Origin of the sequence: Streptomyces sp. NPDC052043, assembly GCF_044548235.1 — a bacterium.
In the GTDB taxonomy this organism is placed as follows: Bacteria; Actinomycetota; Actinomycetes; order Streptomycetales; family Streptomycetaceae; genus Streptomyces.
Genome location: NZ_JBIUBT010000006.1, coordinates 466,187 through 492,541, shown reverse-complemented (window position 1 = coordinate 492,541; position 26,355 = coordinate 466,187). Strand labels below are relative to the sequence as shown.

Annotated in this window: 17 protein-coding genes, 2 tRNA genes and 1 riboswitch; of the genes, 8 read left to right on the top strand and 11 right to left on the bottom strand. The window is 73.3% G+C overall.

Annotation, left to right across the window (positions count from 1 at the left end; genetic code table 11):
- Positions 1-423: 423 nt before the first annotated feature.
- On the bottom strand, positions 424-987 hold the full coding sequence (locus ACIHCX_RS19145) for a MarR family winged helix-turn-helix transcriptional regulator (protein WP_400030786.1): 564 nt from the start codon (positions 985-987) through the stop codon (positions 424-426).
- A 166-nt stretch (positions 988-1,153) separates the two neighbouring features.
- Here ACIHCX_RS19145 and ACIHCX_RS19140 point away from each other — a divergent pair, with 166 nt between their 5' ends.
- A complete protein-coding gene (locus ACIHCX_RS19140) occupies positions 1,154-2,437 on the top strand; it encodes an MFS transporter (protein ID WP_400030843.1) in 1,284 nt (427 codons plus the stop codon).
- A 66-nt stretch (positions 2,438-2,503) separates the two neighbouring features.
- On the opposite strand, the gene ACIHCX_RS19135 is transcribed toward ACIHCX_RS19140, so the two are convergent.
- Complete coding sequence (locus tag ACIHCX_RS19135; RefSeq protein ID WP_400030784.1) at positions 2,504-4,207, bottom strand: SpoIIE family protein phosphatase; 1,704 nt, start codon at positions 4,205-4,207, stop codon at positions 2,504-2,506.
- A gap of 234 nt (positions 4,208-4,441) precedes the next feature.
- Positions 4,442-5,818, bottom strand: a complete 1,377-nt coding sequence (locus ACIHCX_RS19130; protein WP_400030782.1) for an NAD(P)/FAD-dependent oxidoreductase — start codon at positions 5,816-5,818, stop codon at positions 4,442-4,444.
- A 394-nt stretch (positions 5,819-6,212) separates the two neighbouring features.
- On the opposite strand from ACIHCX_RS19130, the gene ACIHCX_RS19125 reads away from it, so the two are divergent.
- Positions 6,213-7,001: a TetR/AcrR family transcriptional regulator gene (locus ACIHCX_RS19125; protein ID WP_400030780.1), complete on the top strand. Its 789-nt coding sequence runs from the start codon at positions 6,213-6,215 to the stop codon at positions 6,999-7,001.
- Positions 7,002-7,182: 181 nt separating this feature from the next.
- The gene (locus tag ACIHCX_RS19120) at positions 7,183-9,192 is read left to right on the top strand and encodes a sigma-70 family RNA polymerase sigma factor (protein ID WP_400030778.1); all 2,010 of its coding nucleotides are present in this window, start codon (positions 7,183-7,185) and stop codon (positions 9,190-9,192) included.
- Here ACIHCX_RS19120 and ACIHCX_RS19115 read toward each other — a convergent pair.
- Positions 9,179-11,278: an asparagine synthase-related protein gene (locus ACIHCX_RS19115; RefSeq protein ID WP_400030775.1), complete on the bottom strand. Its 2,100-nt coding sequence runs from the start codon at positions 11,276-11,278 to the stop codon at positions 9,179-9,181. The genes ACIHCX_RS19120 and ACIHCX_RS19115 overlap by 14 nt on opposite strands.
- A 683-nt stretch (positions 11,279-11,961) precedes the next feature.
- On the opposite strand from ACIHCX_RS19115, the gene ACIHCX_RS19110 reads away from it, so the two are divergent.
- From ACIHCX_RS19110 to ACIHCX_RS19095, 4 genes are all read left to right on the top strand, one after another.
- On the top strand, positions 11,962-13,386 hold the full coding sequence (locus tag ACIHCX_RS19110; RefSeq protein WP_400030773.1) for an MFS transporter: 1,425 nt from the start codon (positions 11,962-11,964) through the stop codon (positions 13,384-13,386).
- Positions 13,387-13,504: 118 nt separating this feature from the next.
- Positions 13,505-14,725: an L-2-hydroxyglutarate oxidase gene (lhgO, locus tag ACIHCX_RS19105; RefSeq protein WP_400030771.1), complete on the top strand. Its 1,221-nt coding sequence runs from the start codon at positions 13,505-13,507 to the stop codon at positions 14,723-14,725.
- Between the two features lie 68 nt (positions 14,726-14,793).
- A complete protein-coding gene (gene trmB / locus ACIHCX_RS19100; RefSeq protein ID WP_400030769.1) occupies positions 14,794-15,636 on the top strand; it encodes a tRNA (guanosine(46)-N7)-methyltransferase TrmB in 843 nt (280 codons plus the stop codon).
- A gap of 19 nt (positions 15,637-15,655) precedes the next feature.
- Positions 15,656-17,032, top strand: coding sequence for a PrsW family intramembrane metalloprotease (locus ACIHCX_RS19095; protein WP_400030841.1), 1,377 nt, complete (start codon positions 15,656-15,658; stop codon positions 17,030-17,032).
- Positions 17,033-17,063: 31 nt separating this feature from the next.
- Here the strand turns inward: ACIHCX_RS19095 and ACIHCX_RS19090 are convergent, their stop codons facing one another.
- From ACIHCX_RS19090 to ACIHCX_RS19070, 5 genes are all read right to left on the bottom strand, one after another.
- A complete protein-coding gene (locus ACIHCX_RS19090; RefSeq protein ID WP_400030767.1) occupies positions 17,064-18,008 on the bottom strand; it encodes an aldo/keto reductase in 945 nt (314 codons plus the stop codon).
- 137 nt (positions 18,009-18,145) lie between these two features.
- Entirely contained in the window at positions 18,146-19,201 is a 1,056-nt protein-coding gene (locus ACIHCX_RS19085; protein ID WP_400030765.1) for a M23 family metallopeptidase, read from the bottom strand.
- An 11-nt stretch (positions 19,202-19,212) separates the two neighbouring features.
- Positions 19,213-19,370: riboswitch (cyclic di-AMP (ydaO/yuaA leader) on the bottom strand.
- 249 nt (positions 19,371-19,619) lie between these two features.
- Positions 19,620-19,693: transfer RNA gene (locus tag ACIHCX_RS19080), tRNA-Met, on the bottom strand.
- A gap of 100 nt (positions 19,694-19,793) precedes the next feature.
- On the bottom strand, positions 19,794-20,924 hold the full coding sequence (locus ACIHCX_RS19075) for a dihydrofolate reductase family protein (RefSeq protein ID WP_400030763.1): 1,131 nt from the start codon (positions 20,922-20,924) through the stop codon (positions 19,794-19,796).
- A 144-nt stretch (positions 20,925-21,068) separates the two neighbouring features.
- Complete coding sequence (locus ACIHCX_RS19070) at positions 21,069-22,907, bottom strand: APC family permease (RefSeq protein ID WP_400030760.1); 1,839 nt, start codon at positions 22,905-22,907, stop codon at positions 21,069-21,071.
- Positions 22,908-23,053: 146 nt separating this feature from the next.
- Between ACIHCX_RS19070 and ACIHCX_RS19065 the strand changes: the two genes are divergently transcribed.
- Positions 23,054-23,806 (top strand): DUF4118 domain-containing protein, encoded by a 753-nt coding sequence (locus ACIHCX_RS19065; protein ID WP_400030758.1) that lies wholly within the window; start codon positions 23,054-23,056, stop codon positions 23,804-23,806.
- Between the two features lie 68 nt (positions 23,807-23,874).
- On the opposite strand, the gene ACIHCX_RS19060 is transcribed toward ACIHCX_RS19065, so the two are convergent.
- Positions 23,875-23,947, bottom strand: a tRNA-Lys gene (locus ACIHCX_RS19060).
- A 226-nt stretch (positions 23,948-24,173) separates the two neighbouring features.
- Positions 24,174-26,351: a DEAD/DEAH box helicase gene (locus ACIHCX_RS19055; RefSeq protein ID WP_400030756.1), complete on the bottom strand. Its 2,178-nt coding sequence runs from the start codon at positions 26,349-26,351 to the stop codon at positions 24,174-24,176.
- Positions 26,352-26,355: the final 4 nt, after the last annotated feature.

The window sequence follows — 26,355 nt, the reverse complement described above, 5'->3', positions numbered from 1 at the left end:
CGCTTCCCTTCGGTGTTTCCGACTCTATCAGATCTTTCCGATCCGATTTCCTCGGTGCTTTCCAGGTTTCCGCTCTCGCGTTTCCCTTTCCGGCGGTTCCGACTCTATCAGATCTTTTTCTCGACCTGACCCCCAGTCAGCGGGGTTCGTCTTCCCGGCTGTTGGGCCGTTCCGACGTCTCAAACCTTAGCGGATTCTCTCGGCGATTCCCAATCGGGCCCTCGGGCGCCGGATCAAGATCGACGAGTCCCACTCGAATTGAATTCGGGCACGCCGAAAACAATCCCGGATGGGGGATCGTGCTGGTGGTTTGGGTGCCGCTCGTGCGGCGGAGGTGTCGACGAGAAACCATGACGGTCCCGCGGCAACCCGGAGAACATTACGGATCCGGCAGGCGACTGTCAAGCGTCCCGCGCCGGGTGCTCAGTCGAGGTCGCTGAGCCGTCCGCCGGCGTCCGGCTGGGCGTGCTCCACACGGCGCAGGATCCTGATCAGGACCTCGCCGAGGGCCGTGCGCTCGGCCGGGGACAGGTCCTGGAGGAGGTCGCCCTCGAAGACCGTGGCCAGCCGCATGGCCTCGAGCCACTTCTCGCGGCCCTCGGCCGTCAGCTCCACGATGACCCGGACGCGGTTGGCCTCGTCGCGTTCCCGCGTGACCAGGCCCTCGGCCACCATCCGGTCGATGCGGTGGGTCATCGCGGCGGGGGTGAGGCCGAGCCGCTTGGCGAGGTCGCTCGGGCCCAGGCGGTAGGGGGCGCCGGAGAGGACGAGTGCCTTCAGCACCTCCCAGTCGGCGTTGCTTATGCCGAGCGCGGCGGTCTGCCGGCCGTAGGCCACGTTCATCCGGCGGTTGAGCCGGGACAACGCGGAGACGATCTGCTCGACCTGGGGGTCGAGGTCCTGGAACTCGCGCTGGTAGGCGGCGATCTGCTCTTCGAGCGCAGGCTCAGTGCCGATGCCGTCGATGCCGCCGGGGGTGTCGCCCATGTCCGCAGTATGGCACGGGACTGCTTGGCGTTGAAGTCCTTCCAGGTGTACTGTTTAGCATCGAAGTTTAGGTTCGAAGTCTTCAGTTCTAACTACTGACCACTTCAAGCAATCTTCTGTCCACTACTTGCTACCTGCTTGAGAGAGGGTGAACGTGACCAGGGCGATGGGCGCAGCGATGCGCCGGATCCACGTGGGCAACGCACTCAGCGCGTTCGGGCTCGGCTTCACCGTTCCCTACCTGTACGTCTATGTGGCACAGGTGCGGGGTCTGGGAGCCATGACTGCGGGCATCGTCCTCGCCGTCTTCGCCGTGGCCGCGCTGATCGTGCTGCCGTTCGCCGGCCGGGCGATCGTGCGGCGCGGCCCGCTGCCGGTCCTGCTCACCGCCCTGGTCACGGCCGCGCTCGGCGCGCTGAGCCTGGGTCTTGCGGGCGGAGCCGGGGCCGTCCTGCTGTCGGCGGCGGCGCTCGGCGCAGGGCAGGCCGTGATGCAGCCGGCGCTGGCCACGATGATCGTGGAGTGCTCGACGACGGAGACGCGGTCGCGGGCGTTCGCGATGCAGTTCTTCCTTCAGAACCTCGGCCTTGGCGTGGGTGGCCTCATCGGAGGGCACCTCGTCGACACCACCCGGGTCTCCTCCTTCACCCTGCTGTTCGCGATCGAGGCGGCGGTGTTCCTGCTGCTGGTCGCGCTGATGGCGACCGTGCGGATGCCGCACCCGCCGCGGACCGCCGACGACTCGGCGCGGGCCGGACAGCCGGCGGGGACCGGCTGGAGGCAGCTGCTCGGCAACCGGGCGATGGTGCAGCTGTGCGTGCTGGGCTTCGTGCTGTTCTTCGCCTGCTACGGGCAGTTCGAGTCGGGCCTGAGCGCGTACGGCGTGGAGGCCGCGGGCATGGCCCCGTCGATGCTGGGGACGGCGCTCGCCGCCAACACGCTGGTGATCGTGGTGGCGCAGTTCGCCGTGCTGAAGTTCGTGGAGCGGCGGCGGCGGTCGCGGATCATCGCGGCCGTGGGCCTGATCTGGGCCCTGGCGTGGGCCGCGGCGGCGTACGCGGGGCTCGGGCACGGCAGCCGGGCGATGGCCACGGCCGCGTTCATCTCGACGTACGCCCTGTTCGGGCTCGGCGAGGCGATGCTGTCGCCGACGGTCGCGCCGCTGGTGGCGGACCTCGCTCCGGAGGGGTTGGCCGGGCAGTACAACTCGGCCTTCGCCCTGGTGAAGCAGCTCGCGCTGGCGCTCGGCCCGGCCGCGGGCGGCCCGCTCGCAGCCTCGCTGCCGGGGCCGTACGTGGTGACGTTCCTGTTGTTCTCCCTCCTGATCACCGTCCTGGCGCTGCGGCTGGGGCGGGGGCTCAGCACCGTGCAGGACCATCCGTGGGCCGCGCGGAGCCGCGTGATCGCTCGGGGCGGGCTGACCGCGGAGCCGGTGGGCGCACAGGCGTGAGCCCGCGCCCGTCCGCCGGGCGTGGGGCCGCGTCCCGGCCCACCGCGTCCCGGCGGACGGTCCGCCTCAGCGCGGCCCCCGTCGGCCCGCCGCCCCCGGCAGGGTGAACTCGCACCACACCGCCTTGCCACCGCCCGGGGTTCTGCGGGATCCCCAGCTGGTGGCGATGGTGGCGACGATGGCGATGCCGCGGCCCGACTCGTCCCCCGGTTCGGCGCGGCGCCGCCTGGGGAGGTGGTCGTCGCCGTCGGTGACTTCGACGATGAGGCGGCGGTCGGTGCGCCTGAGGCGCAGTCGCATGGGCGGGGTGCCGTGCTGGAGGGAGTTGGCGACCAGTTCGCTGGCGGCGAGGACGCCGAGGTCGTGCAGATCCGGCGGGAAGCGCCAGCTGGTGAGGACGCCGGAGGCGAACGCACGCGCGCGTGGGGCCGCTTCCACCCCGCCGAGCAGTTCCAGCGCGGCGTTGCGGAAGAGCTCGCCGTCCGGGCCGGTGCGGGCGGGGTGCTGGAGGACGAGGACGGCCACGTCGTCGTCGTGGTCGGCCTGCACCCCCGCCGAGCGGACCAGGCGGTCGCAGACCACCTGGGGGGAGCCGGTGGCACCGGCGAGGGCGTGTTCCAGCGCGGCGATCCCTTCGTCGAGGTCCTCGTCGCGCCGTTCCACCAGGCCGTCGGTGTAGAGGACCGCCATGGATCCGGGGCCCAGCGGGACCGAGCCGGAGGCGTGCACCCAGCCTCCGGTGCCGAGCGGCGGGCCGGTGGGCTCGTCGGCGCGCAGCACCGTGCCGTTCTCGTCGCGGACCAGGATCGGCAGGTGCCCCGCGGAGGCGTACACCAGCCGGCCCTCGTTGGGGTCGTGGACGGCGTACGCGCAGGTGGCGATCTGGTTGGCGTCGATGTCCGCGGCGAGGCCGTCCAGGAGTTGCAGGACCTCGTGCGGAGGCAGGTCCATGCGGGCGTAGGCGCGGACCGCGGTGCGCAGCTGGCCCATGACCGCGGCCGCGCGCACCCCTCGGCCCATCACGTCGCCGATGACCAGTGCGGTGCGGCCGCCGCCGAGGGTGATGACGTCGTACCAGTCGCCGCCGACCGCGGCCTCCGTGCCGCCCGGCTGGTAGGTGGCGGCGATGCGCAGGTCGTCGGGCTGCTCCAGCACTTGGGGCAGGAGCGAGCGCTGGAGGGTGACGGCGGTCTCGCGCTGCCGGCGCTCGCTGGCGCGCAGGCGTTCGGCGGCGTCGGCGTGGTCGGTGACGTCGGTGGCGAAGACCAGAACGCCACGGCCTCCGTGGCCGTCCCGGTCGTCGCGGCCGTCGTTCTCCGGTTCGGCGACCGGTGTGCACGTGAACGTGTACGAGCGGCCGTCCGGTGCCTTGCGGGACTTCAGGGTGCGGGGCCTGCCGCTGCGCTGCACCTGGTCCAGGAGCGGGAGCAGACCCAGTTCGCGCAGTTCGGGCAGGGCCTCGTGGGCGGATCCGCCGGGCGTGCGTGCGCCGAAGGCCGCCGCGTAGGCGTCGTTGACGTAGGCGACGCGGTGGTCGGGGCCGTGGACGAGGGCGACGAGGGCCGGGACGCGGTCGAGGACCTCCCGCGCGGGGAGTTCGTCGACGGCGGGCACCGGCACTGTCTCATCGGTCAGTTGTTCGGCGCGGGCCGCGGGTACGGTGCCGTCCGCCCGCCGGTCCCCGACGGTCGCGAGATCGGGCCGCGCCGCCGCGCGGCGCTGCGTTCCGGTGATTCCGGGGAGCCGGGCGCTCCAGCGCGTGAAGTTCACGAATCCTTGCCTCGTGTCGTCGTCTCAGGCCAGCTCCGGGCCCGGCCGGGGGTCAGGGGCCGCGCGGCGGTGACCGCACATTCTTACTGTGCCGGGGATACGGCACGGCGGGAATGCGTCATCCGTGCGGGGCGGGCGGCTGCCCGTCCCCGGTCGCGGGCCGGTTGGGCGGTGTGGCCGACCGCGCCGGCATCCGTTGGACGCCGGGGCGTGCGGCGGAGTTCCCCGGTCCGGTCAGGTCGACCCTTTCGGGTTGATGTTCGGGTCGAGAGGATGCTTTCCACCAGCCGCGAGTTCGAACTCCGCCCGGGGATGTTCCAGGGAACCCAGGGAGACGATCTCCCGTTTGAAGAGTCCCGCCAGCATCCATTCCGCGAGCACCCGGGTCTTGCGGTTGACCGTGGGCACCCGGCTGAGGTGGTAGGCGCGGTGCATGAACCAGGCGGGGTAGCCCTTCAGTTTGCGCCCGTAGACCTGTGCGACGCCCTTGTGCAGTCCGAGCGACGCGACCGAGCCGGCGTATGCGTGGGCGTAGGTCTCCAGGGGTTCGCCGCGCAGGAAGTGGCTGATGTTGTCGCCCAGGAGCCTGGCCTGACGGACCGCGTGCTGGGCGTTGGGCGCGGTGAGGCTGCCCGGTTCGCCGGTGGTGACGTCCGGGACCGCCGCGGCGTCGCCCGCGGCCCAGGCGTGCTCGACGCCTTCGACGGTCAGCTGGGCGGTGCACTTCAGGCGCCCGCGCTCATTCAGCGGCAGGTCGCTGGCGGCGAGGATCGGATGCGGTTTGACGCCCGCGGTCCACACGACCGTACGGGTCGGGAAGCGCTGCCCGTCGCTGAGGACGGCGACCCGGTCGGCGCACGATTCGAGGCGGGTCCGCAGGAGGACCTGGATGTTGCGGCGACGCAGCTCGGTCACGGTGTAGCGGCCCAACTCCTCGCCGACCTCGGGCAGGATGCGGTCCGAGGCCTCGACGAGGATCCACTTCATGTCCTCGGGCGTGACGTTGTGGTAGTAGCGGGCGGCGTAGCGGGCCATGTCCTCCAGTTCACCGAGCGCCTCCACGCCCGCGTACCCGCCGCCGACGAAGACGAAGGTGAGGGCCGCGTCGCGGATCGCGGGGTCGCGGGTGGAGGAGGCGATGTCCATCTGCTCGATGACGTGGTTGCGCAGGCCGATGGCCTCTTCGACGGTCTTGAAGCCGATGCCGTAGTCGACCAGGCCGGGGATGGGCAGGGTGCGCGCGACGGATCCCGGGGCGAGGACGAGTTCGTCGTACGTCAGCTTCTCGGTGCCCCCGGTCTCCTCCGTGGCGAGGGTGGTGAGGGTCGCGACGCGGTGCGCGTGGTCGATGGAGGTGGCCTCGCCGACGATGATGCGGCACCGGTCGAGCACGCGGCGCAGCGGGACGACGACGTGCCGGGGGGAGATCGCGCCGGCCGCCGCCTCGGGCAGGAAGGGCTGATACGTCATATAGGGATCGGGGGTGACCACGATGATCTCCGCCTCGCCCCGGCTGAGCTCCTGTTTCATCCGCCGCTGCAGGCGCAGGGCCGTGTACATCCCGACGTAGCCGCCGCCGACAACGAGAATGCGCGCACGTTCCTTCACCATCCCATGACGCACCCGGCGCTCTCGTTTGTCCACAGCCCCGGCGAATTGTGTGACCGTCGGCCCGAGCGGCACGGGGTTGGCCGAATTGTCGATACGTGAGGAAAGGGCCCAGGTCAGTGGGTGCGCGCCGGGGGACGGAAGGGGGCTCAATACGGACGTATGCGGCTCGTACTCCGATCGGGGGGCGCTCCGTGCGGAACCTGCCCCTTCTGAATTGACTCCCTCTCAACTATGTTCGTGTGTCTACGGGGTGTGGGGGATGTGATCCGAGCGAGCCCGCCGAGTACCACCAGATCTCGAGGGCGGGCCTGATCGTGCGTGATCCCGTTCCGCGCGCTCCGGAATCAGGGACGGGGAGTCTCCGGGGGGAGACGTCATTACCGGGGGATCACTTATGCACATTCAGGGCACTCATTGGTCCACCGCGTCCGCCGTGGCACCCGGCAACGGGGCGATGGGCGCTGCGGCGGGCAACGCGCGCGGGGACGAGCCCCGCACGGGCCGGACGGCGCCGCTGCGCGTGGACGCACAGCGCAACCTCGAACACGTGCTGCGGGCCGCCCGCGAGGTCTTCGGCGAGCTGGGGTACGGCGCGCCGATGGAGGACGTGGCGCGGCGCGCGCGGGTCGGCGTCGGCACGGTGTACCGGCGCTTCCCGAGCAAGGACGTCCTGGTGCGGCGGATTGCCGAGGAGGAGACCTCCCGGCTGGCCGACCAGGCGCGGGCCGCGCTCGGTCAGGAGGACGAGCCGTGGTCGGCGCTCTCCCGCTTCCTGCGGACGTCGGTGGCCTCCGGCGCCGGTCGGCTGCTGCCGCCGCAGGTGCTGCGGGTCTCGGTCGCCGAGGACCGGGCCGGCGGTGCGGGCGGTCCGGCCGACCCCCGGGTGCCGCAGCAGCGCGTCCAGCCGGGCTCCGGGGAGCTGAGGCTCATGGCCGACGGGACGGCGCCCACGTCCGGTGCGGCGGAGGACGACGCGGGGGCGGCAGCGCTGCTGGAGGTCGTGGGCCGACTCGTGGAGCGGGCGCGCGCGGCGGGCGAACTGCGGCCGGACGTGTCGGTGTCGGACGTGCTGCTGGTCATCGCGACGGCGGCGCCCTCGCTGCCGGACGCGGCGCAGCAGGCCGCGGCTTCGGCCCGGCTGCTGGACATCCTGCTGGAGGGGTTGCGGTCGCGGCCCGCGTGAGCGGTGACCCCGCGTGAGCCGCGTCCGGCGGCCCTCCCCGTACGGGTGAGGGTGGTGCCGGGGCACGGCAGGGCCCCACGGACGAGTGGAGGATCCCCGCCGTCGGGGCCCGGCGGCGGTCGGTGTGGCAGTCTGGCTCGGTGATCGGGACGGTCGGGCCGGCGACGGGGGCGTTTGCGCGATGGGCGTTGACGGGCGTGGTGACGGCGCCGGTGACGGCGGGTCGCGGACGGACGGGACGGACTCTCCGCAGGTGCCGTCCCAGGGCGGACCGTCCGGCGTCCCGCACGCCGCCGGGCGGCCCCGGGGTGCCTCGGGGCAGAGCGGCGTACCGGCGCAGAACGCCGTACCGGCGCAGCGCGAGCGGATGGGAGGGAGCGAGCAGCCGTCCGCGGTGGAGCCGGCGCCCCCGGCGGACCTGCCGCCGTCCGACGCCGAGCTGATCGGGCGGGTGCGCGCGGGCGACGACAGCGCCTACGAGGAGCTGTACCGGCGCCACACCGACGCCGTACGCCGGTACGCGCGCACGTGCTGCCGGGACGCCCACACCGCCGACGACCTGACCGCCGAGGTGTTCGCCCGGGTGCTCCAGGCGGTGCGCGGCGGCTCAGGACCCGAGTACGCCGTACGCGCCTATCTGCTCACCACCGTCCGCCGGGTCGCCGCGCAGTGGACCAGGACCGCCCGGCGCGAGCACCTGGTCGACGACTTCGCGGTGTTCGCCGCGCAGGCCGCGGAGCTCTCGTACGACGGCGCCTCCGGCGGCTCCTTCGGAGCGGGCGTGGACCTCGGCGCCGACGTGCGCGCGATGCACGAGGCCGAGCAGTCGATGGCCGTGCGGGCCTTCCGCTCGCTGCCCGAGCGGTGGCAGGCCGTGCTGTGGCACACCGAGGTCGAGGACGAGTCGCCGAGCGCCGTCGCCACGCTCTTCGGGCTGGACGCCAACGGCACCCGGGTGCTGGCCAGTCGGGCCCGGGAGGGGCTGCGGCAGGCCTATCTCCAGGCCCATGTCAGCGCCTCCCTCACCGCGGACGAGGAGTGCGCCCGCTATGCCGACCAACTCGGCGGCTACGCCCGCGGCAAGCTGCGCACCCGTGCCGAGCGGGGGCTGCGCAAGCATCTGGAGGAGTGCGCCAAGTGCCGGCTGGCGGCCACGCAGATCGCCGAGGTCGCCGGCGGCATCCCGGCCGTGGTCCCGGTCGCCGTCATCGGCTGGTTCGGCGCCGCGGGGTACGCCAAGACGCTCGGCATCGTCGCCGGGGGCGCGGGCGCGGCGGGCGCGGCAGGTGCCGCGGGTGCCGTGGGCGGAGGTGCCTCCGGCGGCGGGGGCTCGGTGGCCTCGGAGGGGCTGGGCGCGCCGGTGAAGGCGGGGATCGCGGCCGGTGTGGTCGCCGTGGCCGCCGCGGCGGTCGCGCTCGCGCTGGTCGGTCACGAGACCCCGGCCGGGAGGCCGGAGGCGCGACCCGCCGCGTCCGCGCCGGCGGTCGTGCCGCAGCCGCCGAAGCCGGCCTCGAAGCCGACGCCCGCTCTGCCTCCCGCACCGGCCCCGACGCCCGAGCCGCCGAGACCGGCCCCGAAGCCGACACCGACACCAACGCCGAGCGTCAAGCCTCCGGCGCCTCCCGCCGCCGCCCCCGCTCCGGCGCCCAAACCGTCACCGTCACCGACGCCCGCCCCGACCACGGCGCCCGCGCCCACGCCCACGCCCACGTCCGCGCCGACCCCCACACCCACACCGACTCCTCCCCCGCCCGCTCCCGTGGTCTACCGCTGGAACGAGTTGAAGTACGACGTCACCGGAGACGGCACCCGCCCCGAGATGCGGCTCGGCGCGAGCAGTTGGGTGTGGCAGCGCCACAGCCTGTGGATCGCCGGCAAGCGCTACGCGCACGGGGTGACCGTGCACGGCGACTCGTCCGTCACCATCGACCTCAACCGCGAGTGCTCCGCCTACGACGCCGTGGTCGGCGTCGACAGCCTGACGGGCAGGCTCGGCCGGGTCTCCTTCTCGGTGTACGCCGACGGCGTCCGCCTGTGGAACTCGGGGACGGTCGCGGGCCGTGATCCGGCCGTCCCCGTCCATGTGGGCCTCGCCGGGCACCGGACCGTACGACTGGTCGTCGAGCCGGACAGCTCCTTCGACACCGTGGCCCTGGCGGACTGGGCCGAGTCCCGGTTCACCTGCCGGTAGGACTCGCCCGGCCGCCGGAGGAGAGCGCGCCCCGCTGCGGCGCGATGCCCGCCGGTACCGCGCGGGCACGCGCGGGTGTGCCGGTCCAGCAGGTGCCGCGGCGGGACAGCAGGCGCCGCAGCCACAGCTCCAGGGACACCAGCTCCGCCAGGCCGTCCAGCGGCAGCGGCTCGCCCTGCGCGGCCGCGCGCAGGGCCTTGCGGACCACGCGGGCCTCCACCAGGCCGGCCTCGGCGAGCAGCGGGGTGGCGAACAGGTCCACCAGATCGTTGACGGCCACGCGCAGGCCGGTACGGGACGCCGCCGCGGCCGAGGCGTGCGAGGGGGCGCCCCAGCCCGGTGGCAGGTCGCCCACCCCGGCGCCCTTGAGGACCGTACGCAGGATCACCGCGCGGGCACCGGGCTGGACCCGCAGTGCCTCCGGCAGGGCCCGGCAGGCGCGGACGACCTGGTTGTCGAGGAAGGGCGTGTGCAGCCGCTGGGAGCGGACCTCGGCCGCCTGCTCGAGCACCCGCAGGTCCGCCGCGTGCCGGGCGAGGGCAGCACGCGCGCGGTAGTCGCCCGGCCGCTGCCCGGGCCCCACTCCCGAACGGTGGGTCGCCCCTTGCAGGCGAACCGATACTTCAGCCAGCGCCTCTCCGGTCAGCCACCGGGCCGCCGGTCCGGGTCTGGCCCAGGAGAGTGCGGCCAGCGACGCCCCGACGGTGCCCGTGGGCTCGTCGAAGCGGCGGTGCAGGAGCCGTTCGGCGAGTACGTCGAGTCCCGCGCGGTAGGGCGTGCGCGCCAGCCGCCGCGCCGCGCCGTACACGCGCGCGGGGACCATGACCGATCCGTCGGCCCTGGCGAGCGCGGCGACCGGCCGGACCAGATGGCGGCGCTTGCGGTCCATCAGCAGGTCGGCCAGGCGCGCGGGGTGGGCGTCCAGGACCTGCCGGGCACCGTGGCCGGTGAAGTGGTCCGCGCTGCCCGCCGCCAGCCGCGCGCGGTGCCGCGCCGCCGCGACGAGGGACGGGCCGGGTTCGTCGGTGAGGGGGCCGTCGAGTTCGGCGTAGGGCAGCACGTCCTCGCCGCCGGTCACCACGACGTGGTGCAGGCGGGGGTTGGCCGCGAGCGTCCCGGCGCGTTCGAGTTCGGCCTCGCGCCCGGTGGCCGTCAGGTCGTTGAAGGTGACCGCGAGCAGGCGCTCGCCGGCTCCCGTGCCGTGGCCCAGGAGGGTGCCGGGCCGGCCCGGGAGCCCGGCGGCCAGCAGCGCGAGCGTGCCCGAGGCCGGCCCGCCGGACAGGTCGGCCCCGATCCCCGGCACCGGCATCCCGCGGGCCGCACGGCGCTCGGCGGGACCCATGCCGGGCACCGGCCCCGGGTCGACGTCGGGTACGTGCCGGGGCGCGGACAGCCGGGCGCGGACGGCTTCCACCAACGCGTCGCGCACCGCGTCGACCGCGCGGTCCGGGTCGGCCGGCGGTGCGGCCACCGCGAGCGAGGCGACCGGCTCGTACCCGGCGACCTCACGCGCCCCCGCGCGCAGGATCAGCGCGTGCCCGGGCGGAACGCGCCGTACGCCCTCGTAGGGCGTGGAGTCGTCCAGCGCGGCCGGTACGTCGGGGGCGGCCAGCAGGGCGGCCAGGTGCCCGAAGTCGAGGTTGGCCTCGACGAGGTCGGCCAGCGGCAGCGCGGCCGTCGCGTACGCCGTGCCGCCGGCCCACGGGGTGTGGAACACCGGGCGGGCCCCGGCGAGGTCGCCGCAGACGGTGATGCGGCGGTCCACCTGTACGACGGCGGTGTAGCTTCCGGGCCAGGCCGTCAGATGCCTGAGCGCGCCCCCGCGCGCGGCGAACAGGCCGGCCCTCAGCTGTTCGTCGGAGGCCCCGCAGATGCCGAGCACCGCGATCCTGGTCCGGGCGTCGGCCTGGACCACGCGGATCTCGTCCGGACGCCAGTCGCCGACCGCCCACAGCGGGTCCGGGTCGCCCCACAGGAGCCGGGAGCCCACCGGGTGCAGGGTCTGGCCGTCGTATCCGGTGGCGCCCGCGGAGCCGGTCCCGGTGGCGCCCGCGGCGGTGCTGCTCCATCCCACCAACCACCGCATCGAAGCCTCCACCGCCTGTGGGCAACCAGTGCACCGCAACGAACCAGGTCACCATGCTGCCACGAAGGAGGCGCGCCGGAGGGGAGGCGGAGCCGCCTTCGGTACGGTGTGCGCGCCCCGGCGCGCCGGCCCCGGCAGTGGCGAACGCCCGTACCGTGCACGGCCGTCACGACTCGAATGCGCCCCCTGATGCGCTCCCCGCAACACCCTTCGCGCCCTCAACTGCCGTGGTGGGAGCGGTGATCGGCGGCGGGAGGCAGAGTCGACTTTCGGCCAATTCTGCGTCATGGGGACACATGTGCGCACACTCCGTACTCGCTCTGCGTCTCACGCAGACAACACGCAGTCCGGGAGGCGGAGTTCGCCCCCCGGACCGTTCCGCCGCCCGCGGGGATGAAGGCGGCGGTGTCCCCCAGCCCACTGGATCCAGTACAGCGGGCCGACCCACGCAGGACCATGGAACCGCTCCCCGGGTGGCCGGAGAAGAGCGCACGGGCGGGCGCACGGCCACACGACGGGGGCACGCCGCAACCCTGCGTGCAGGGACCGCACTTGAGTGCGGGCCACAATCCCGCCATCCGGAAGAATGCCCCTTAACGCTTGGGATGCGGCGAACTACGCTGGGTTTACGAATGCCGCGTGGTTATGCCAGCGCGGCAGCCGTCTGTGTCGAGGGGTGGCGCATGTCCAGGGAGCAACGCGGGCCGAACGAAAAGCTCGGCGCCGTTCTCGCCCTCGCGGGAATCAGCAACGCAGGACTCGCGCGGCGCGTCAACGACCTCGGCGCCCAACGCGGGTTGACACTTCGTTACGACAAGACCTCGGTGGCGCGCTGGGTTTCGAAGGGGATGGTGCCACAGGGTGCGGCGCCGCACCTCATCGCCGCCGCCATCGGGCAGAAGCTCGGCCGCCCGGTGCCGCTCCACGAGATCGGCCTGGCGGACGCGGATCCCGCACCCGAAGTGGGCCTCGCCTTCCCCAGGGACGTGGGCCAGGCGGTGAAGTCGGCGACGGAGCTGTACCGGCTCGACCTCGCCGGCCGCCGGGCCGGCTCCGGCGGCATCTGGCAGTCGCTCGCCGGATCGTTCGCAGTGAGCGCGTACGCAACGCCCGCCTCGCGGTGGCTGATAACCCCGGCCGACAGTTCGGTGGCGCGTGAGGCGGGCCCTGCGGAGTCCTCCGGCGCACCGGTCAAAGTCGGCCACAGCGATGTGCGCAAGCTGCGGGAGGCCGCCGAGGACGCCAGGCGCTGGGACTCCAAGTACGGAGGCGGCGACTGGCGTTCCTCGATGGTGCCCGAGTGCCTGCGCGTGGAGGCGGCGCCGCTGCTGCTCGCCTCGTACTCCGACGAGGTCGGCAGGGCGCTGTTCGGCGCCTCCGCCGAACTGACCCGGCTCGCCGGCTGGATGGCCTTCGACACCGGCCAGCAGGAGGCCGCCCAGCGCTACTACATCCAGGCGCTGCGCCTGGCCCGCGCCGCCGCCGACGTGCCCCTCGGCGGCTACGTCCTGGCCTCCATGTCCCTCCAGGCCACCTACCGCGGCTTCGGCGACGAGGGCGTCGACCTCGCGCAGGCCGCCCTGGAGCGCAACCGGGGCCTGGCCACGGCCCGCACCATGAGCTTCTTCCGGCTCATCGAGGCACGCGCCCACGCACGCGCGGGCGACGCCCAGGCGGCCGGCGCCGCCCTGAAGGCGGCCGAGGGCTGGCTCGAGCGGTCCCGCGACGGGGACAACGACCCGTCCTGGCTCGGCTTCTACGGCTACGACCGGTTCGCCGCCGACGCCGCCGAGTGCTACCGCGACCTGAAGGCACCCCGCCAGGTCCGCCGCTTCACCGAGCAGGCGCTGTCGAAGCCGACGGAGGAGTTCGTCCGCTCGCACGGCCTGCGGCTGGTCGTCTCGGCCGTCGCCGAACTGGAGTCCGGCAACCTGGACGCGGCCTGCGCGCAGGGCGTGCGGGCCGTCGAGGTCGCCGGGCGGATCTCCTCCGCGCGCACCACGGAGTACGTCAAGGACCTCCTGCACCGGCTGGAGCCGTACGGCGACGAGCCACGCGTGGTCGAGCTGCGCGAGCGGGCCCGCCCGCTGCTGATGACACCGGCCTGAGCCCGTCCTGCGCCCGGTCTGAACCCGGTCTGAGCCCGTCCCTGCCGGACACCACGGCCGCGTCGCCCCGCCGGATCGGCGGCTTTGTCAGTGCCGCGGTGCACTATCGAGGCGGGAGGTGGAGCAGGTGCGGCCGGACATCGCTTACGACTGCGACGTGCTGGTGATCGGAGGTGGCATCGTCGGACTGTCGACGGCGTACGCGATCACGCGCGCCGCGCCGGGCACCCGTGTGACCGTGCTGGAGAAGGAGCAGGGCCCGGCCCGGCACCAGACGGGACGCAACAGCGGGGTGATCCACAGCGGGATCTACTACCGACCGGGCTCGCTGAAGGCGCGGTACGCGGCGCAGGGCGCCGCCGAGATGGTCAAGTTCTGCGCGGAGCACGGCATCGCGCACGAGGTGACCGGCAAGCTGATCGTGGCGACCGGACGGGAGGAGCTGCCCCGGCTGCACGCACTGGTGCAGCGCGGCCGGGAGAACGGCATCCCGGTGCGCGAACTGGGCCCCGCGCAGATCGAGGAGTACGAGCCGCAGGTGCGCGGGCTGGCCGCGATCCACGTGGGGACGACGGGGATCTGCGACTTCGCGGCGGTGGCCCGGCAGCTGGCCCAGGCGTCCGGCGCGGAGATCCGGTACGGGGCCCGGGTGGTGCGGGTGGACCGGCGGCCCGAGCGGGGGGTGGCCGTCCTGACCGGGAGCGGTGACGTCGTCCGCGCGCGCGTGCTGGTCAACTGCGCGGGGCTGTACTGCGACGAGGTGGCGCGGCTGACCGGGGACGAGCCCGGCGTGCGGATCGTCCCGTTCCGCGGGGAGTACTACGAGCTGACGCGACCGGAACTGGTGCGGGGGCTGGTGTATCCGGTGCCCGATCCGGCGTTCCCCTTCCTCGGTGTGCATCTCACCCGCGGAATCGACGGCGGCGTGCACGTCGGGCCCAACGCGGTTCCGGCGCTGGCCCGCGAGGGCTACGGATGGGGGGTCGTACGGCCGCGGGAGCTGGCGGGGACGCTGGGCTGGCCCGGGTCGTGGCGGATCGCCCGCCGGCACTGGCGGTACGGCGCGGGCGAGCTGCGCCGGTCGGTGTCGAAGGCCGCCTTCACGCGGGCGGTGCGCCGGCTGGTGCCCGTGGTGCGGGAGGAGGACCTGGTGCCGGCCGCCGCCGGAGTGCGGGCGCAGGCCGTCCTGCGGGACGGCACGCTGGTGGACGACTTCCTGGTCCGGGAGGGCCCCCGGGCGGTGCACGTGCTCAACGCGCCCAGCCCCGCGGCGACCGCCTCGCTGCCGATCGGACGCGAGGTGGCGCGGCGTGCCCTGTCCGCGCTGGCGTCGACGTGAACGGCGTGCGCGGCCCTGTCCGCCTCGACGGCCGGTTCGTGTCGGTCCCCCGTAAAATCGTTCCCACTGTGACTGACTCGCTGAACACCCCCCAGGCTCCCGCCCCCGGTGAGCTGCCCCGGCACACGCCGGGCGTGTCCGTGCGGCACACCCGGGCCAAGGGCGAGCCGCGTTTCCCCGACGGGCCCGTCGCCGATCCGGCCGGCTCGCACTTCGAGCGGCGGATCCGCAGCTTCCAGCCGCGCCGGAGCCGGGTGACCGCGGGACAGGCGGACGCGTTGCAGCGGCTGTGGCCCAGCCGGGGTCTGGACATCGACGGACAGCGGGTGATCGACCTCGCCGAGCTGTTCGGGAACACGCACCGGGTCGTGCTGGAGATCGGCTTCGGCATGGGCGAGGCCACCGCCCGGATGGCGGCCGAGGACCCGGACACCAACATCCTCGCCGTCGACGTGCACACCCCGGGCCAGGGCAACCTGCTGAGCCTCGCCGACCAGCACGGCCTCGGCAACGTCCGCGTCGGCAACGGCGACGCCATCATCCTGCTGCGCGAGATGCTCGCCCCCGACAGCCTCGACGGGCTGCGCGTCTACTTCCCCGACCCCTGGCCGAAGAAGCGGCACCACAAGCGGCGGCTGATCCAGCCGGAGTTCCTGACGCTGGCCGCCGCCCGGCTCAGGCCCGGGGCGATCGTGCACTGCGCGACGGACTGGGAGCCGTACGCGCAGCAGATGCTCGACGTGCTGACCGCGCACCCGGACTTCGAGAACACCCGGGCCGACGGCGGTTTCGCGCCGCGTCCCGACTTCCGGCCGCTGACCCGTTTCGAGGGCCAGGGACTGGAGAAGGGCCATGTGGTGAACGACCTGCTCTTCCGTCGCGTGCCACACGAAAACCAGCATCCACAGTGACCTCGTGAGGGCCGATGCCGTGGCCGCCTGCCCCCCGTACCCGACACCTCCCGGTGCCCCCGGCGGCACCTCCCGCCACGCGCACTGGTGGCAGCGGCGATGGGTCCGGTACGGCGCCCTCGTCACCCTGCTCGCCCTCTCCGGGCTCGTCATCCTCGCCCTCGTGCGCCGGCAGACCGGCACCGAGGGGTTCCTCGTCGGGCTCGGTCTCGCGGTACTGCCCGTACCGCTGCTGACGGCCGCCTTCCGCTGGCTGGACCGGGTCGAGCCCGCCCCCTGGCGGAACCTGGTGTTCGCCTTCGCCTGGGGCGCCTGCGCGGCGGCCCTGATCGCGATCGTCGCCAACAGTTTCGCCACCCACTGGATCGCCACGGCGACCGCCGACCCCGCGGGCGCGGACACCCTGGGCGCGACCGTGATAGCGCCGGTCGTGGAGGAGTCCGCGAAGGCCGCCGCCGTCCTGCTGGTCTTCCTCTTCCGCAGGCGCGACTTCACCGGCGTCGTCGACGGGGTCGTCATCGCCGGGGTGACCGCGACCGGCTTCGCGTTCACCGAGAACATCCTCTACCTCGGCAACGCCTTCGGCGCCGACCAGCTCACCGGTGACCGGGGCATCGCCTCCGTCACCGCGGCGACCTTCTTCGTCCGCGTCGTCATGTCGCCGTTCGCGCACCCGATGTTCACCGTGCTCACCGGCATCGGCTTCGGCATCGCCGCGACGTCCGGGGGCCGTCGGCTGCGGCGCCTGCTGCCGCCGCCGGCCGGGCTGCTGCTCGCGATGGGCATGCACGCCCTGTGGAACGGCTCGGCGACCTTCGGCGAGTACGGCTTCCTCGCGGTGTACGCCGCCATCATGGTGCCCGCGTTCGGCCTGCTGACCTGGCTGGTCGTCTGGACCCGGCAGCGCGAGCTGAGGACCGTGCGCGAGGAGCTGCCCGCGTACACCGCCGCCGGCTGGCTCACCCCGGCCGAACCGTTCGCCCTGGCCTCCATGCGGGCGCGCAGGCTGGCCCGCGAGCACGCCCGGCGCCACCTCGGCAGGCAGGCGGCGCGGACGGTCGCCCAGTACGAGGTGTACGCGACCCAGCTGGCCTGCCTCCGGCACCGGGGGCGCCGGGGACGGGCCGGGGCCGACTTCGCCGTACGGGAGCGGGAGCTGCTGCGCGAGCTGTGGCGCAGGCGGGAGGTGGCGCAGCCCGCGCTGGACCACGCGGCCAGGATGACCACGCCCATGGCCGCGCCACCCTGGCCCGGGTACGGGGTGTACGGCGTGTACGGGGTGCACCCGCGGCCGCTGGGGCACGGGTCGTACGGGCCGCCGTACGGACCGGCGACGCCGTACCCCGCGCACCTGACGCCGTCCCCCGCGTACAACCCGTACCGGACACAGCCGTAGCGCCGGCTGTTCCGTCCCGGGGGACGGGGAGCTACGCCGACGCCCGCGTCAGCTTTCCGAGCTCCTCGTCCGTGAGCCGCAGCTCGGCGACCCCGAGCAGTGCCGGGAGCTGTTCCACCGTCCGCGCCGAGGCGATCGGGGCGGCCACCGTCGGCTGTGCGGCGAGCCAGGCCAGGGCCACCGTGGCGACCTCGGCGTCATGGGCCCGTGCGACCTCGTCCAGGGCCGCGAGGACGTTGCGGCCCCGCTCGGTCTCGAGGTGCTTGGCCGCGCCCTGCGCCCGCGCGCTGTCCACCGTCGTACCGGGCCGGTACTTGCCGGTCAGGAAGCCGGAGGCGAGCGCGAAGTACGGGACGGCGGCCAGGCCGGACCGCTCGGCGACGTTCTGGAGCCCGCCTTCGTAGGTGTCGCGCGAGACCAGGTTGTAGTGCGGCTGGAGCGCCACGTACCGGGCCAGACCCTCGCGCTCGGAGAGGTCCAGGGACTCCTGGAGGCGCTCGGCGGAGATGTTGGAGGCGGCGATGTGCCGCACCTTGCCCGCCCTGACCAGCTCGTCGAGCGCGCCGATGATCTCCTCGACGGGGACGTCCGGCCGGTCGAAGTGCGTGTAGTAAAGGTCGATGTGGTCCGTACCCAGGCGCCGGAGGGAGGCGTCGGCCGCGGCCTTGATGTTGGCGGCGCTCAGCCCCTGGTAGTCGGGGTGCTGGCTGACCTTGGTGGCGATGACGACGTCGGAGCGATTGCCGCGCTCCTTGAGCCACCTGCCGATGATCGTCTCGGACTCGCCGCCGTGGTTGCCCTCGATCCACGCGGAGTAGGAGTCGGCGGTGTCGACGAAGTTGCCTCCGGCGGCCGTGTAGGCGTCGAGGACGGCGAAGGACTGCTCCTGGCCGGCGGTCCAGCCGAAGACGTTGCCGCCGAGGGCGAGCGGGAAGACCTCGAGATCGGACGAACCCAGTTTGCGTAGAGAAGTCATGTGCAACATCAACAACCGCGCCGGAGCGGCCCATTCCTCACCGGGCCGCGTCCGGCCGCAAAAGTTGCGCAAACCGGCCTCACGGTCTCGTCAGGGGTGAGACCGGTCCGCGTACGTCGCGGGGTGGGGCGTGTGCGTCAGGGGGTGAGGCCCTTGTCGCGCAGCCACACCCCGGGGTCGATGCCGGTGGCGTCGCCGCCCGGGTGGACCTCCAGGTGCAGGTGGGGCCCGGTGACGTTGCCGGTGGCGCCCACGCGGCCGATCACGTCGCCCGTGTTGACCTGCTGGCCGACGCTGACGTTGATCGACGACTGGTGGCAGTACCAGAGCTCGGTGCCGTCGTCGAGGGTGAGGATCGTGCGGTAGCCGTAGGCGCCGGCCCAGCCGGCCTCGGTGATGGTGCCGGTGTGGATCGCCTTGAGCAGGGTGCCCGTGGGCGCCGCGAAGTCGAGGCCGGTGTGGTAGCCGGAGGACCACATGGAGCCGGCCTGACCGAAGGTGGAGGTGATCGTGTACGAGGAGGTGGGCAGCGTGTACTGCTTGGCCAGCTCGGCCAGCCGCGCCTCCTCGGCCTTCCGCTTGGCTTCCTCGGCCTTCCGCTTGGCCTCCTCCTCCGCCTTCTGCTTCGCGGCGGTGGCCTTGGCCTCGGCCTCCTCGGCCGCCTTCGAGGCGGCCTGGGCTGCCTCCTTGGTGGCGGCGGCCTCGGCGTCCGCCTGGGCCTTGGCCTCGATCTGGACCTGCTGCTGCTCGGCCTGCGCCATGATCCGGTTGCGCAGCACCTCGCCGGCGTCCGCGGTCCCGCCCTCGGCCTCGGCGGTGGTCACGCCGACGCTGCTGAGCGCGGTCGACGAGCCCTCGGGGGCGTCGGAGGAGTGGTCGAACAGGGAGCCCACGGAGGGCAGATCGGGCAGCGAGATGGACACCGGCGGCTTGGCGCTGTTGGCGCTGGCCATGCCGCCCGCGCCGACGGCGGCGATGACACCGACGCCGAGAACGGTGGAGCTGCGGGCGAGTCCGCCGCCGCGCTGCTTGGCGACGCGGTGCCGGCCGCGCACGGGACGGACGGAATCCGCGGTGGGGTTCCACTCCTCCCAGGGGCCCTCGTCGGCGCGGCGGCTGTCGTAGCCGAAGGTCTCTCCGTACTGCCGGCTCGGCGTGAACGGGGCTTCCGGAGCAGGCGGGTTGGACGCCACGAAGGCGTACTCCTTTCCTTCCGTCTCGCCTACCGGGTTAGCTGACGGGTTCGGAGCGGGAAGGTCTCCTACGCGCGTAAACAAGCCATGCGAAACACGGCAGTTACGCCCGATTCACCCCAAGTTAGTGGTTCCCCGGTTCCCTTGCGGGATTCGGCGTGCGCGCACGGAGCCGCCTCTTGTGACGGCTGGGACGACCGTGCTGCGTTATCGAACGTTAATAGACCCGGGGCCTGTATTCCAAGCCGTTCGGCTTGATCGCTCCACCTCGCGGCCCGACCTTATGGTCCATGAGCACCGAAAACCGGACGAGTTGACTCCACATACGGGAGAGTCCGCGCCTGTGCCGGAGAACCCGCACGTCCGCCAAACACTCAGGGCCGGAATCCATTGATCAGATTCCGGCCCTGAGTTTCAGTAGCGGGGACAGGATTTGAACCTGCGACCTCTGGGTTATGAGCCCAGCGAGCTACCGAGCTGCTCCACCCCGCGTCGTTGTGTCACCAGTATATGCCATCCGCGGGGCTGCTCGCACCCAGCTCACTTCCACGCCGTCCGTCACCCGGTTCCCGGCCGTGCGACGAGGTCCCGCTCAGCCGAGCAGATGCCGGTTCGGTTCCCTGGCCCGTTCCTCGAACTCCGGCACCACGACGACGTCCGCGCCCCCGGCCGCCAGCACCCCGGTCCCGTCGGCACCCTCGACGAACGTGTCCGGCTCCCGCCACGCCGTCACCACCCGTCGCACCCCGGCGTCCAGAATCAGCCGGGCGCACGGACGCGGCCGGGAGGCGCGGCGGGCGCACGGCTCCAGGCTGCTGTACACCGTGGCCTCCGGCAGTCGCGGATCCGCCGGGTCGACCTTGGCCAGGGCCGCCTCCTCGGCGTGCACGACCGGGTCGCCCCCCTCCCGCGAGTACCCGCGGGCGAGTTCGGTCCCGTCGGCGGCGACCACCACGGCGCCCACGCTGAACGCCGTCCTGGACGGCGGGCAGTGGGCCGCCAGTTCGCAGGCGATCCGGAGCCAGTGCCGGTCGGCCGGGGCGGCGCGGCCGGCGGGGCCGGGGGCGGTGGGTTCGTAGCGCACGAGGACGACGTCCTCGATGGTCCGCGTCTCCACCAGCCGCAGCCGCCCGCCCTGGTAGCCCCCGGGCCCGAACAGCCGGGGCGCGCCGGGGTCCCCCACGAACAGGGGGGCGAGCACGAGCTGCACCTCGTCCGCGAGCCGCTGCTGGAGCAGCTGTGTGTGGATCGTCCCGCCGCCCTCGACCATGAGCCGGCGCACCCCGCGTACGTCGTGCAGGTGCTCGAGCAGCCGGGGCCAGCCGAGTTCGGCGCCCAGCGGCACGACGTCGGCGGCCAGGCCCGCGCGTCGCAGCCGCAGCGCGCCCTCGTCGGTCGTGTAGAGGACCTTCTCGCCGCCGGTGTGCCAGAAGGGCGCCCGGGGGTCCAGCTCGCCGGAGGCGCTGACCGCGACCTTCAGCGGGTACTCCGGCTTCCCGGCGGCGCGACGGGCGGCCCGCCGTTCGGGCGAGTTCACCAGCAGCCGCGGGTTGTCCGCCCGCAGGGTGCCGGCGCCGATCAGGATCGCGTCGGCCGACGCCCGTACCTCGTCGACCCGGTCGAAGTCGGCGGGGCTGGAGAGCAGCAGGCGCTCGGGGCCGGTGTCGTCCAGGTAGCCGTCGAGCGAGACGGCGGCGGACAGCAGGACGTACGGGTGGGGCATCGACGCCCTCTCTCTCGACGGCGGACTCGCTTCCAGTCTGACCGACACCGCCGATCGGAGACGGGGCACCACCGTGGCGGAGCCGCGCACACGACGCGGGCGGGCCGCGCACCGGTCGGTGCGGGGCAGTGGTCTCGGCGATGGTCAGTGCTCGAGGTGGACGCGGAACCGCAGCCGGCAGATGACGGCGTCGGTGTGGCGGCGCACGGCGCGGTCCAGGACGACGCCGCGCTGGTTCTGCAGAAGCCGCTGCCAGGGCCTGGGCAGATGCATCTCCGGGATGAGGACCACCATCCGGTCCTGCCGCTCCTGGGCGGACAGCGCGCGCAGATGGTCGACGACGGGCCGGGTCAGGGACCGGGTGCGGCTGTGCAGCACGGTGAGGGGGACACCGGGCTGCCAGGCGTTCCAGGCGGCGTGAACCTCGTCGGCGGAAGGGGCGTCGCGGTCCTCGGGGTGCACGACGGTGACGGCCCGGACGTCGTCGCCCAGGGACAGCGCGACGCTGAGGGCCTCGCTGGTGAGCAGGTTGACGGCGCCGACGGGAACGACGACGACCGTGTGGCGCGGCTCGGGCCGTGCGGGGACTTCGCCGAGGTGCAGGGCCGCGCCGATACGCCGGTACGTGCGGTGCACCGACTCGAACACGGTCACCAGGACGGCGACCGCGGCGAAGACCAGCCAGCCGCCCTCGTGGAACTTCGCGACCAGTTCGATGACCAGGGCCGCGAGCGTCAGCAGTGCCCCGAGGCCGTTGACGGCCGCCCTCCGCCACCATCCGGGACCGTGGTCCAGGTGCCAGTGCCGGACCATGCCGGCCTGGGAGAGGGTGAAGCCGATGAACACGCCGATGGCGAAGACCGGCACCAGCTTCTGGGTGTCGCCCTGGGCCACGACCAGCAGGACCAGGGCGGCGGCGGCGAGCACGACGACGCCGTAGCGGTAGACCTGCCGGTCGGCGCGCAGCCCGAAGACGTGCGGCACATGGTTGTCGCGGGCCAGCAGGGAGGTCAGGACGGGCATGCCGCCGAAGGAGGTGTTGGCCGCGAGGGCGAGCAGCGTCATGGTGGCGAACTGCACGACGTAGAACCCGGCGTTGTGGCCCAGGGACGCCTCGGTGAGCTGCGCCAGGACGGTCTTGGTGCCGCTCGGTGCGACGTGGAACCTGCCGATGAGCAACGACAGCCCGATGAGCATGGCCCCGAGCAGCGCGCCGAGCGCGACCTCGGTGCGCTGCGCCCGCCGGACCCTCGGGGTGCGGAAGGTGGGGACGGCGTTCGCGATGGCCTCCACTCCGGTGAGTGCCGAGCAGCCGGAGGCGAACGCCCGCAACAGCAGCAGGACTCCGACCGCGGAGACGGTCGGGGCCGCCGGATGGACGGGCGGGACCGCCGGCGTGCGGCGCACCAGCCCGGCCACGATGACCGCGGCGATCGCCGCGATGAACACCACGGTGGGAGCGAACATCACCTTGGCGGACTCGGCGACCCCGTAGAGGTTGACCGCCGTGATCAGCCCCAGCACGATCACGCACAACACCACCCGGTCGCCGTACAGGACGGGGAAGGCGGAGGTGAGCGCGGCCACGCCGGCGGAGACCGACACGGCCACGTTCAGCACGTAGTCGATGATCAGCGAGGCGGCGGCGACCAGGCTGAGCCGCCGGCCCAGATGGCGCCCCGCGACCGCGTACGCGCCGCCCCCGTTCGGGAACGCGGCGATCACCTGCCGGTAGGAGAACGTCAGCGCCGCCAGCAGCACCACGATCGCCAGCGTGACCGGCAGGGTGAAACCGAGGCCCCGGCTGCCGGCCGTCGCCAGCACCACCACGATCGCCTCCGGCCCGTAGGCCACCGAGGCGAGCGCGTCCAGGGACAGCGCGGCCAGCCCCTGCGGCACCGTCAGCCGGTCCCTCTCCTGCCGTCTCCCCACGACCCGCCCGGCGGTGCGACCCCGATCCGCGCCCTCGGCACTCGCACCCACGGCTCCACCGTCCTCACGTCGCCTTCGGAACTCCGGAGGCAGGATCCCCCGCAAACCACCGAATACAGCGCAAGAGAGCTGTTAAAGGTCACCCGGGGCCGCTCGCGTCCTGCTACACCGGAAGAGGCAGGCAGGAGGTGCCCACGATGACCGACCACCTCGCCAGAGGGCCCGTTGCGATCGTCATCGCCCTCGTGGCTCCGCTCGCGGTCAGCGCGGTGCTGCTGCCCTTCCGCGCGGGTCTGCCCAACACCGTCGTCGCCCTCGCCCTCGTCGTGGTCGTGGTGGCGACGGCGGCCCTCGGACACCGGCCGGCCGGTGTCCTCGCCGCCGTGTCCGCGGCCGTCTGGTTCGACTTCTTCTTCACCGCCCCCTACGAGCGGCTCACGATCGCGGGCACCGCCGACATCACCACCGCCGTCGTGCTGCTCGCCGTCGCACTGACCGTCTCCCAACTGGCGGCCCGCGCCCGGCGCCTGGAAGTCGTCACCATCACCGACGCCGGCTACCTCGCCCAGATCCACCACGCGGCCCAGCTGGCCCGGGAGGCGACCTCACCCGACGCGGTGGTGGAGGTCGTGCGCGCACAACTCGTCGGCCTGCTCCATCTGCGCGGCTGCCGCTTCGAGTACGGCACCCTGCTCGGCCACGCCCCCCGCCTGGAACCCGACGGCTCCCTCACCGTCGGGCGCAGGACGTGGGACACCGACCGACTCGGCATGCCCGCCCAGGACATCGAACTGCGCGTCCTCGCCGGCGGCCACTTCCACGGCCGCTACCTCCTGCGGCCGACCCCCGGCCACACCCCGCCCCTCGAGGCCCGCCTGGTCGCCGTCACCCTGGCCGACCAGGTGGGCGCCGCCCTGCAGACCACCTGGAGAACCGTTCCCAGAAGCTGACAGGGACCAGAAACGACAGAACCCCCGTCTGACCAGGTCAGCGGGGGTCCCGACCCCGAGGGGTCCGGTAGGCCCTGTGGGACTCGAACCCACAACCAATGGATTAAAAGTCCACTGCTCTGCCAATTGAGCTAAGGGCCCAGGCGATGTTGCCTACCTGAGCATAGCGGGAGGCGGGCCTGTCGCCGATCGGGTATCGGGGGTGCCCGGCCGGAAGTTCACCGTGATCGACGGTGACCGGGTGACGGTTGCGGCCAGAAGATCCTCTTGCAGCCCCTCCAGCCGCCGGAGATCTTGGTGCGGCCAAGAACCGCGGGGCCCGTACGACAGGAGTCGTACGGGCCCCGCGGGGTGGGTTCAGCCGGCGTCAGCCGTTGCGCTTCCAGCGCGGCTTGTCGTCGCGGCGGCCGAAGGAGCCGCCGCTGCGGTGGTCGTCACGGCGGCCGTAGGGGCGCTCGTGGCCGCCGGAGCGGAAGCCGGGGCGGTCGCCCTGGCGGTCGCGGTTGAACGGGCGGTCGCTGCCGCGGTGCCCGCCGCGCTCGTCGCGCCGGGCCGGACGGTCGTCACGGCGGAAGCCGCCGCGGTCGTCACGGCGGTCGTCACGACGGTCGAAGGAGCCGCGGTCGTCACGACGGTCGAAGGAACGGGGCGCCCGGTCCCGGTCGCGGTCCCGGTTGAAGCCGCCGCGGTCGTCGCGCCGCTCGAAGGAACGGCCACCGCGGTCGCCCCGGTCGTCACGGCGGAAGCCACCGCGGTCGTCACGGCGGTCGAAGCCCCGGTCGTCGCGCCGCTCGAAGGAACGGCCACCGCGGTCGCCGCGGTCGTCACGGCGGAAGCCGCCACGGTCACCGCGGTCCCGGTCCCGGTTGAAGCCGCCGCGGTCGTCACGACGGTCGAAGGAACGGGGCGCACGGTCCCGGTCGCGGTCCCGGTTGAAGCCGCCGCGGTCGTCACGCCTCTCACGCCGGTCGTACGACGACGAGGCCGTCGTACGCTCCTCGCGCTCGACGCGCTCGACGCCCTCTTCCCGGTCGATGCGGTCGACGTCCCGCGCCGCCAGCTGCTCCGGCACCGACACCTCGGCCACCGCCTGCTCCCCGGCCACCGCGTCCGAGCCCTCGGACGGCACGGTCTCGCCGCGCTCGCGGGCGAGGCGGGCCACCAGCCGGTCGGCCTCCTCGCGCAGCTCGGCCGCACGCCGCTGCGCGCGCTCCAGCTGCTTGGCGAGGTGGGTGACCTCGCGCTCGGCCAGCTGGGCCGCGGTGCCCGCGGACTCGGCCTGCACCTCGGTCATCGACCGGGCGCCGGTGATCTCGGCGACCTCCGGGTCGAAGGCCGCGCCGCCCTGGATGATGTGGCGCGAGGCGTCCACGCCCGCGTCCTCCATGAGGCGGAAGATCTGACGCCGCTGGTGCGGCAGGGACAGCGAGACCACCGTGCCGGTACGGCCCGCGCGGGCGGTACGGCCGGCCCGGTGCAGGTAGTCCTTGTGGTCGCCGGCCGGGTCGACGTTCAGCACCAGGTCGATGCCGTCGACGTGGATGCCGCGGGCGGCGACGTCGGTGGCGACCAGGACGTTGACGTACCCGTCCTTGAAGTCGGCCAGGGTGCGGGTGCGGGCGCCCTGGGTCATGCCGCCGTGCAGCGCCTCGGCCTTCGCACCGGACTCGCGCAGCTGCTCGGCCACGCGGTCGGCGCCCAGCTGGGTGCGCACGAAGATGATGGTGCGGCCCTTGCGGGAGGCGATGGCCGCGGTGACCGGCGCCTTGTCCTTGGGCTTCACGATCAGGATGTGGTGGGACATGGTCGTCACCGCACCCTGCGCCGCGTCGACCTCGTGGCTGACCGGGTCGGTCAGGTAGCGGTCGACGAGGGTCTTGATCTCGTTCTCCATCGTCGCGGAGAACAGCATCCGCTGACCGCCCGCCGGAACCTGGTCGAGCAGCTCGGTGACCTCGGGCATGAAGCCCAGGTCGGACATCTGGTCGGCCTCGTCCAGGACGGCGATCTGCACGTCTTCGAGGGAGCAGGCGCCGCGGTTGATGATGTCGCGCAGCCGGCCCGGGGTGGCGACCAGGATGTCGACGCCCTTCTCCAGGGCGTAGATCTGGTTGCCCATCGAGGTGCCGCCGCAGACGACCTTCATCCGCAGACCGACGACGTCGCCGTAGGGCTGGAGGGCGTCGGCCACCTGCATGGCCAGCTCACGGGTCGGGGTGAGGATGACCGCGCGCGGCCGCTTCCGCTCGGTGCGGCCGCCGGCCAGCGTGGCCAGCGTCGGCAGACCGAAGGAGAGGGTCTTGCCGGAGCCGGTGCGGCCCCGGCCCAGGATGTCCTTCCCGGTCAGGGCGTCCGGGATGGTCGCGGCCTGGATCGGGAAGGGCGTGGTCACGCCGTTCTGCGCGAGCTTGCGGACGATGCCCTCGGGCAGGCCGAGGTCGTCGAAGGTGATCTCGGGCGCCTCGCGGCTCTCGGCCACCTCGTGGACCTCGGGGGCGTCGTCGGCGTTCTCGGGCACGACGGCGTGATCGGTGGAAATGGACATGCGA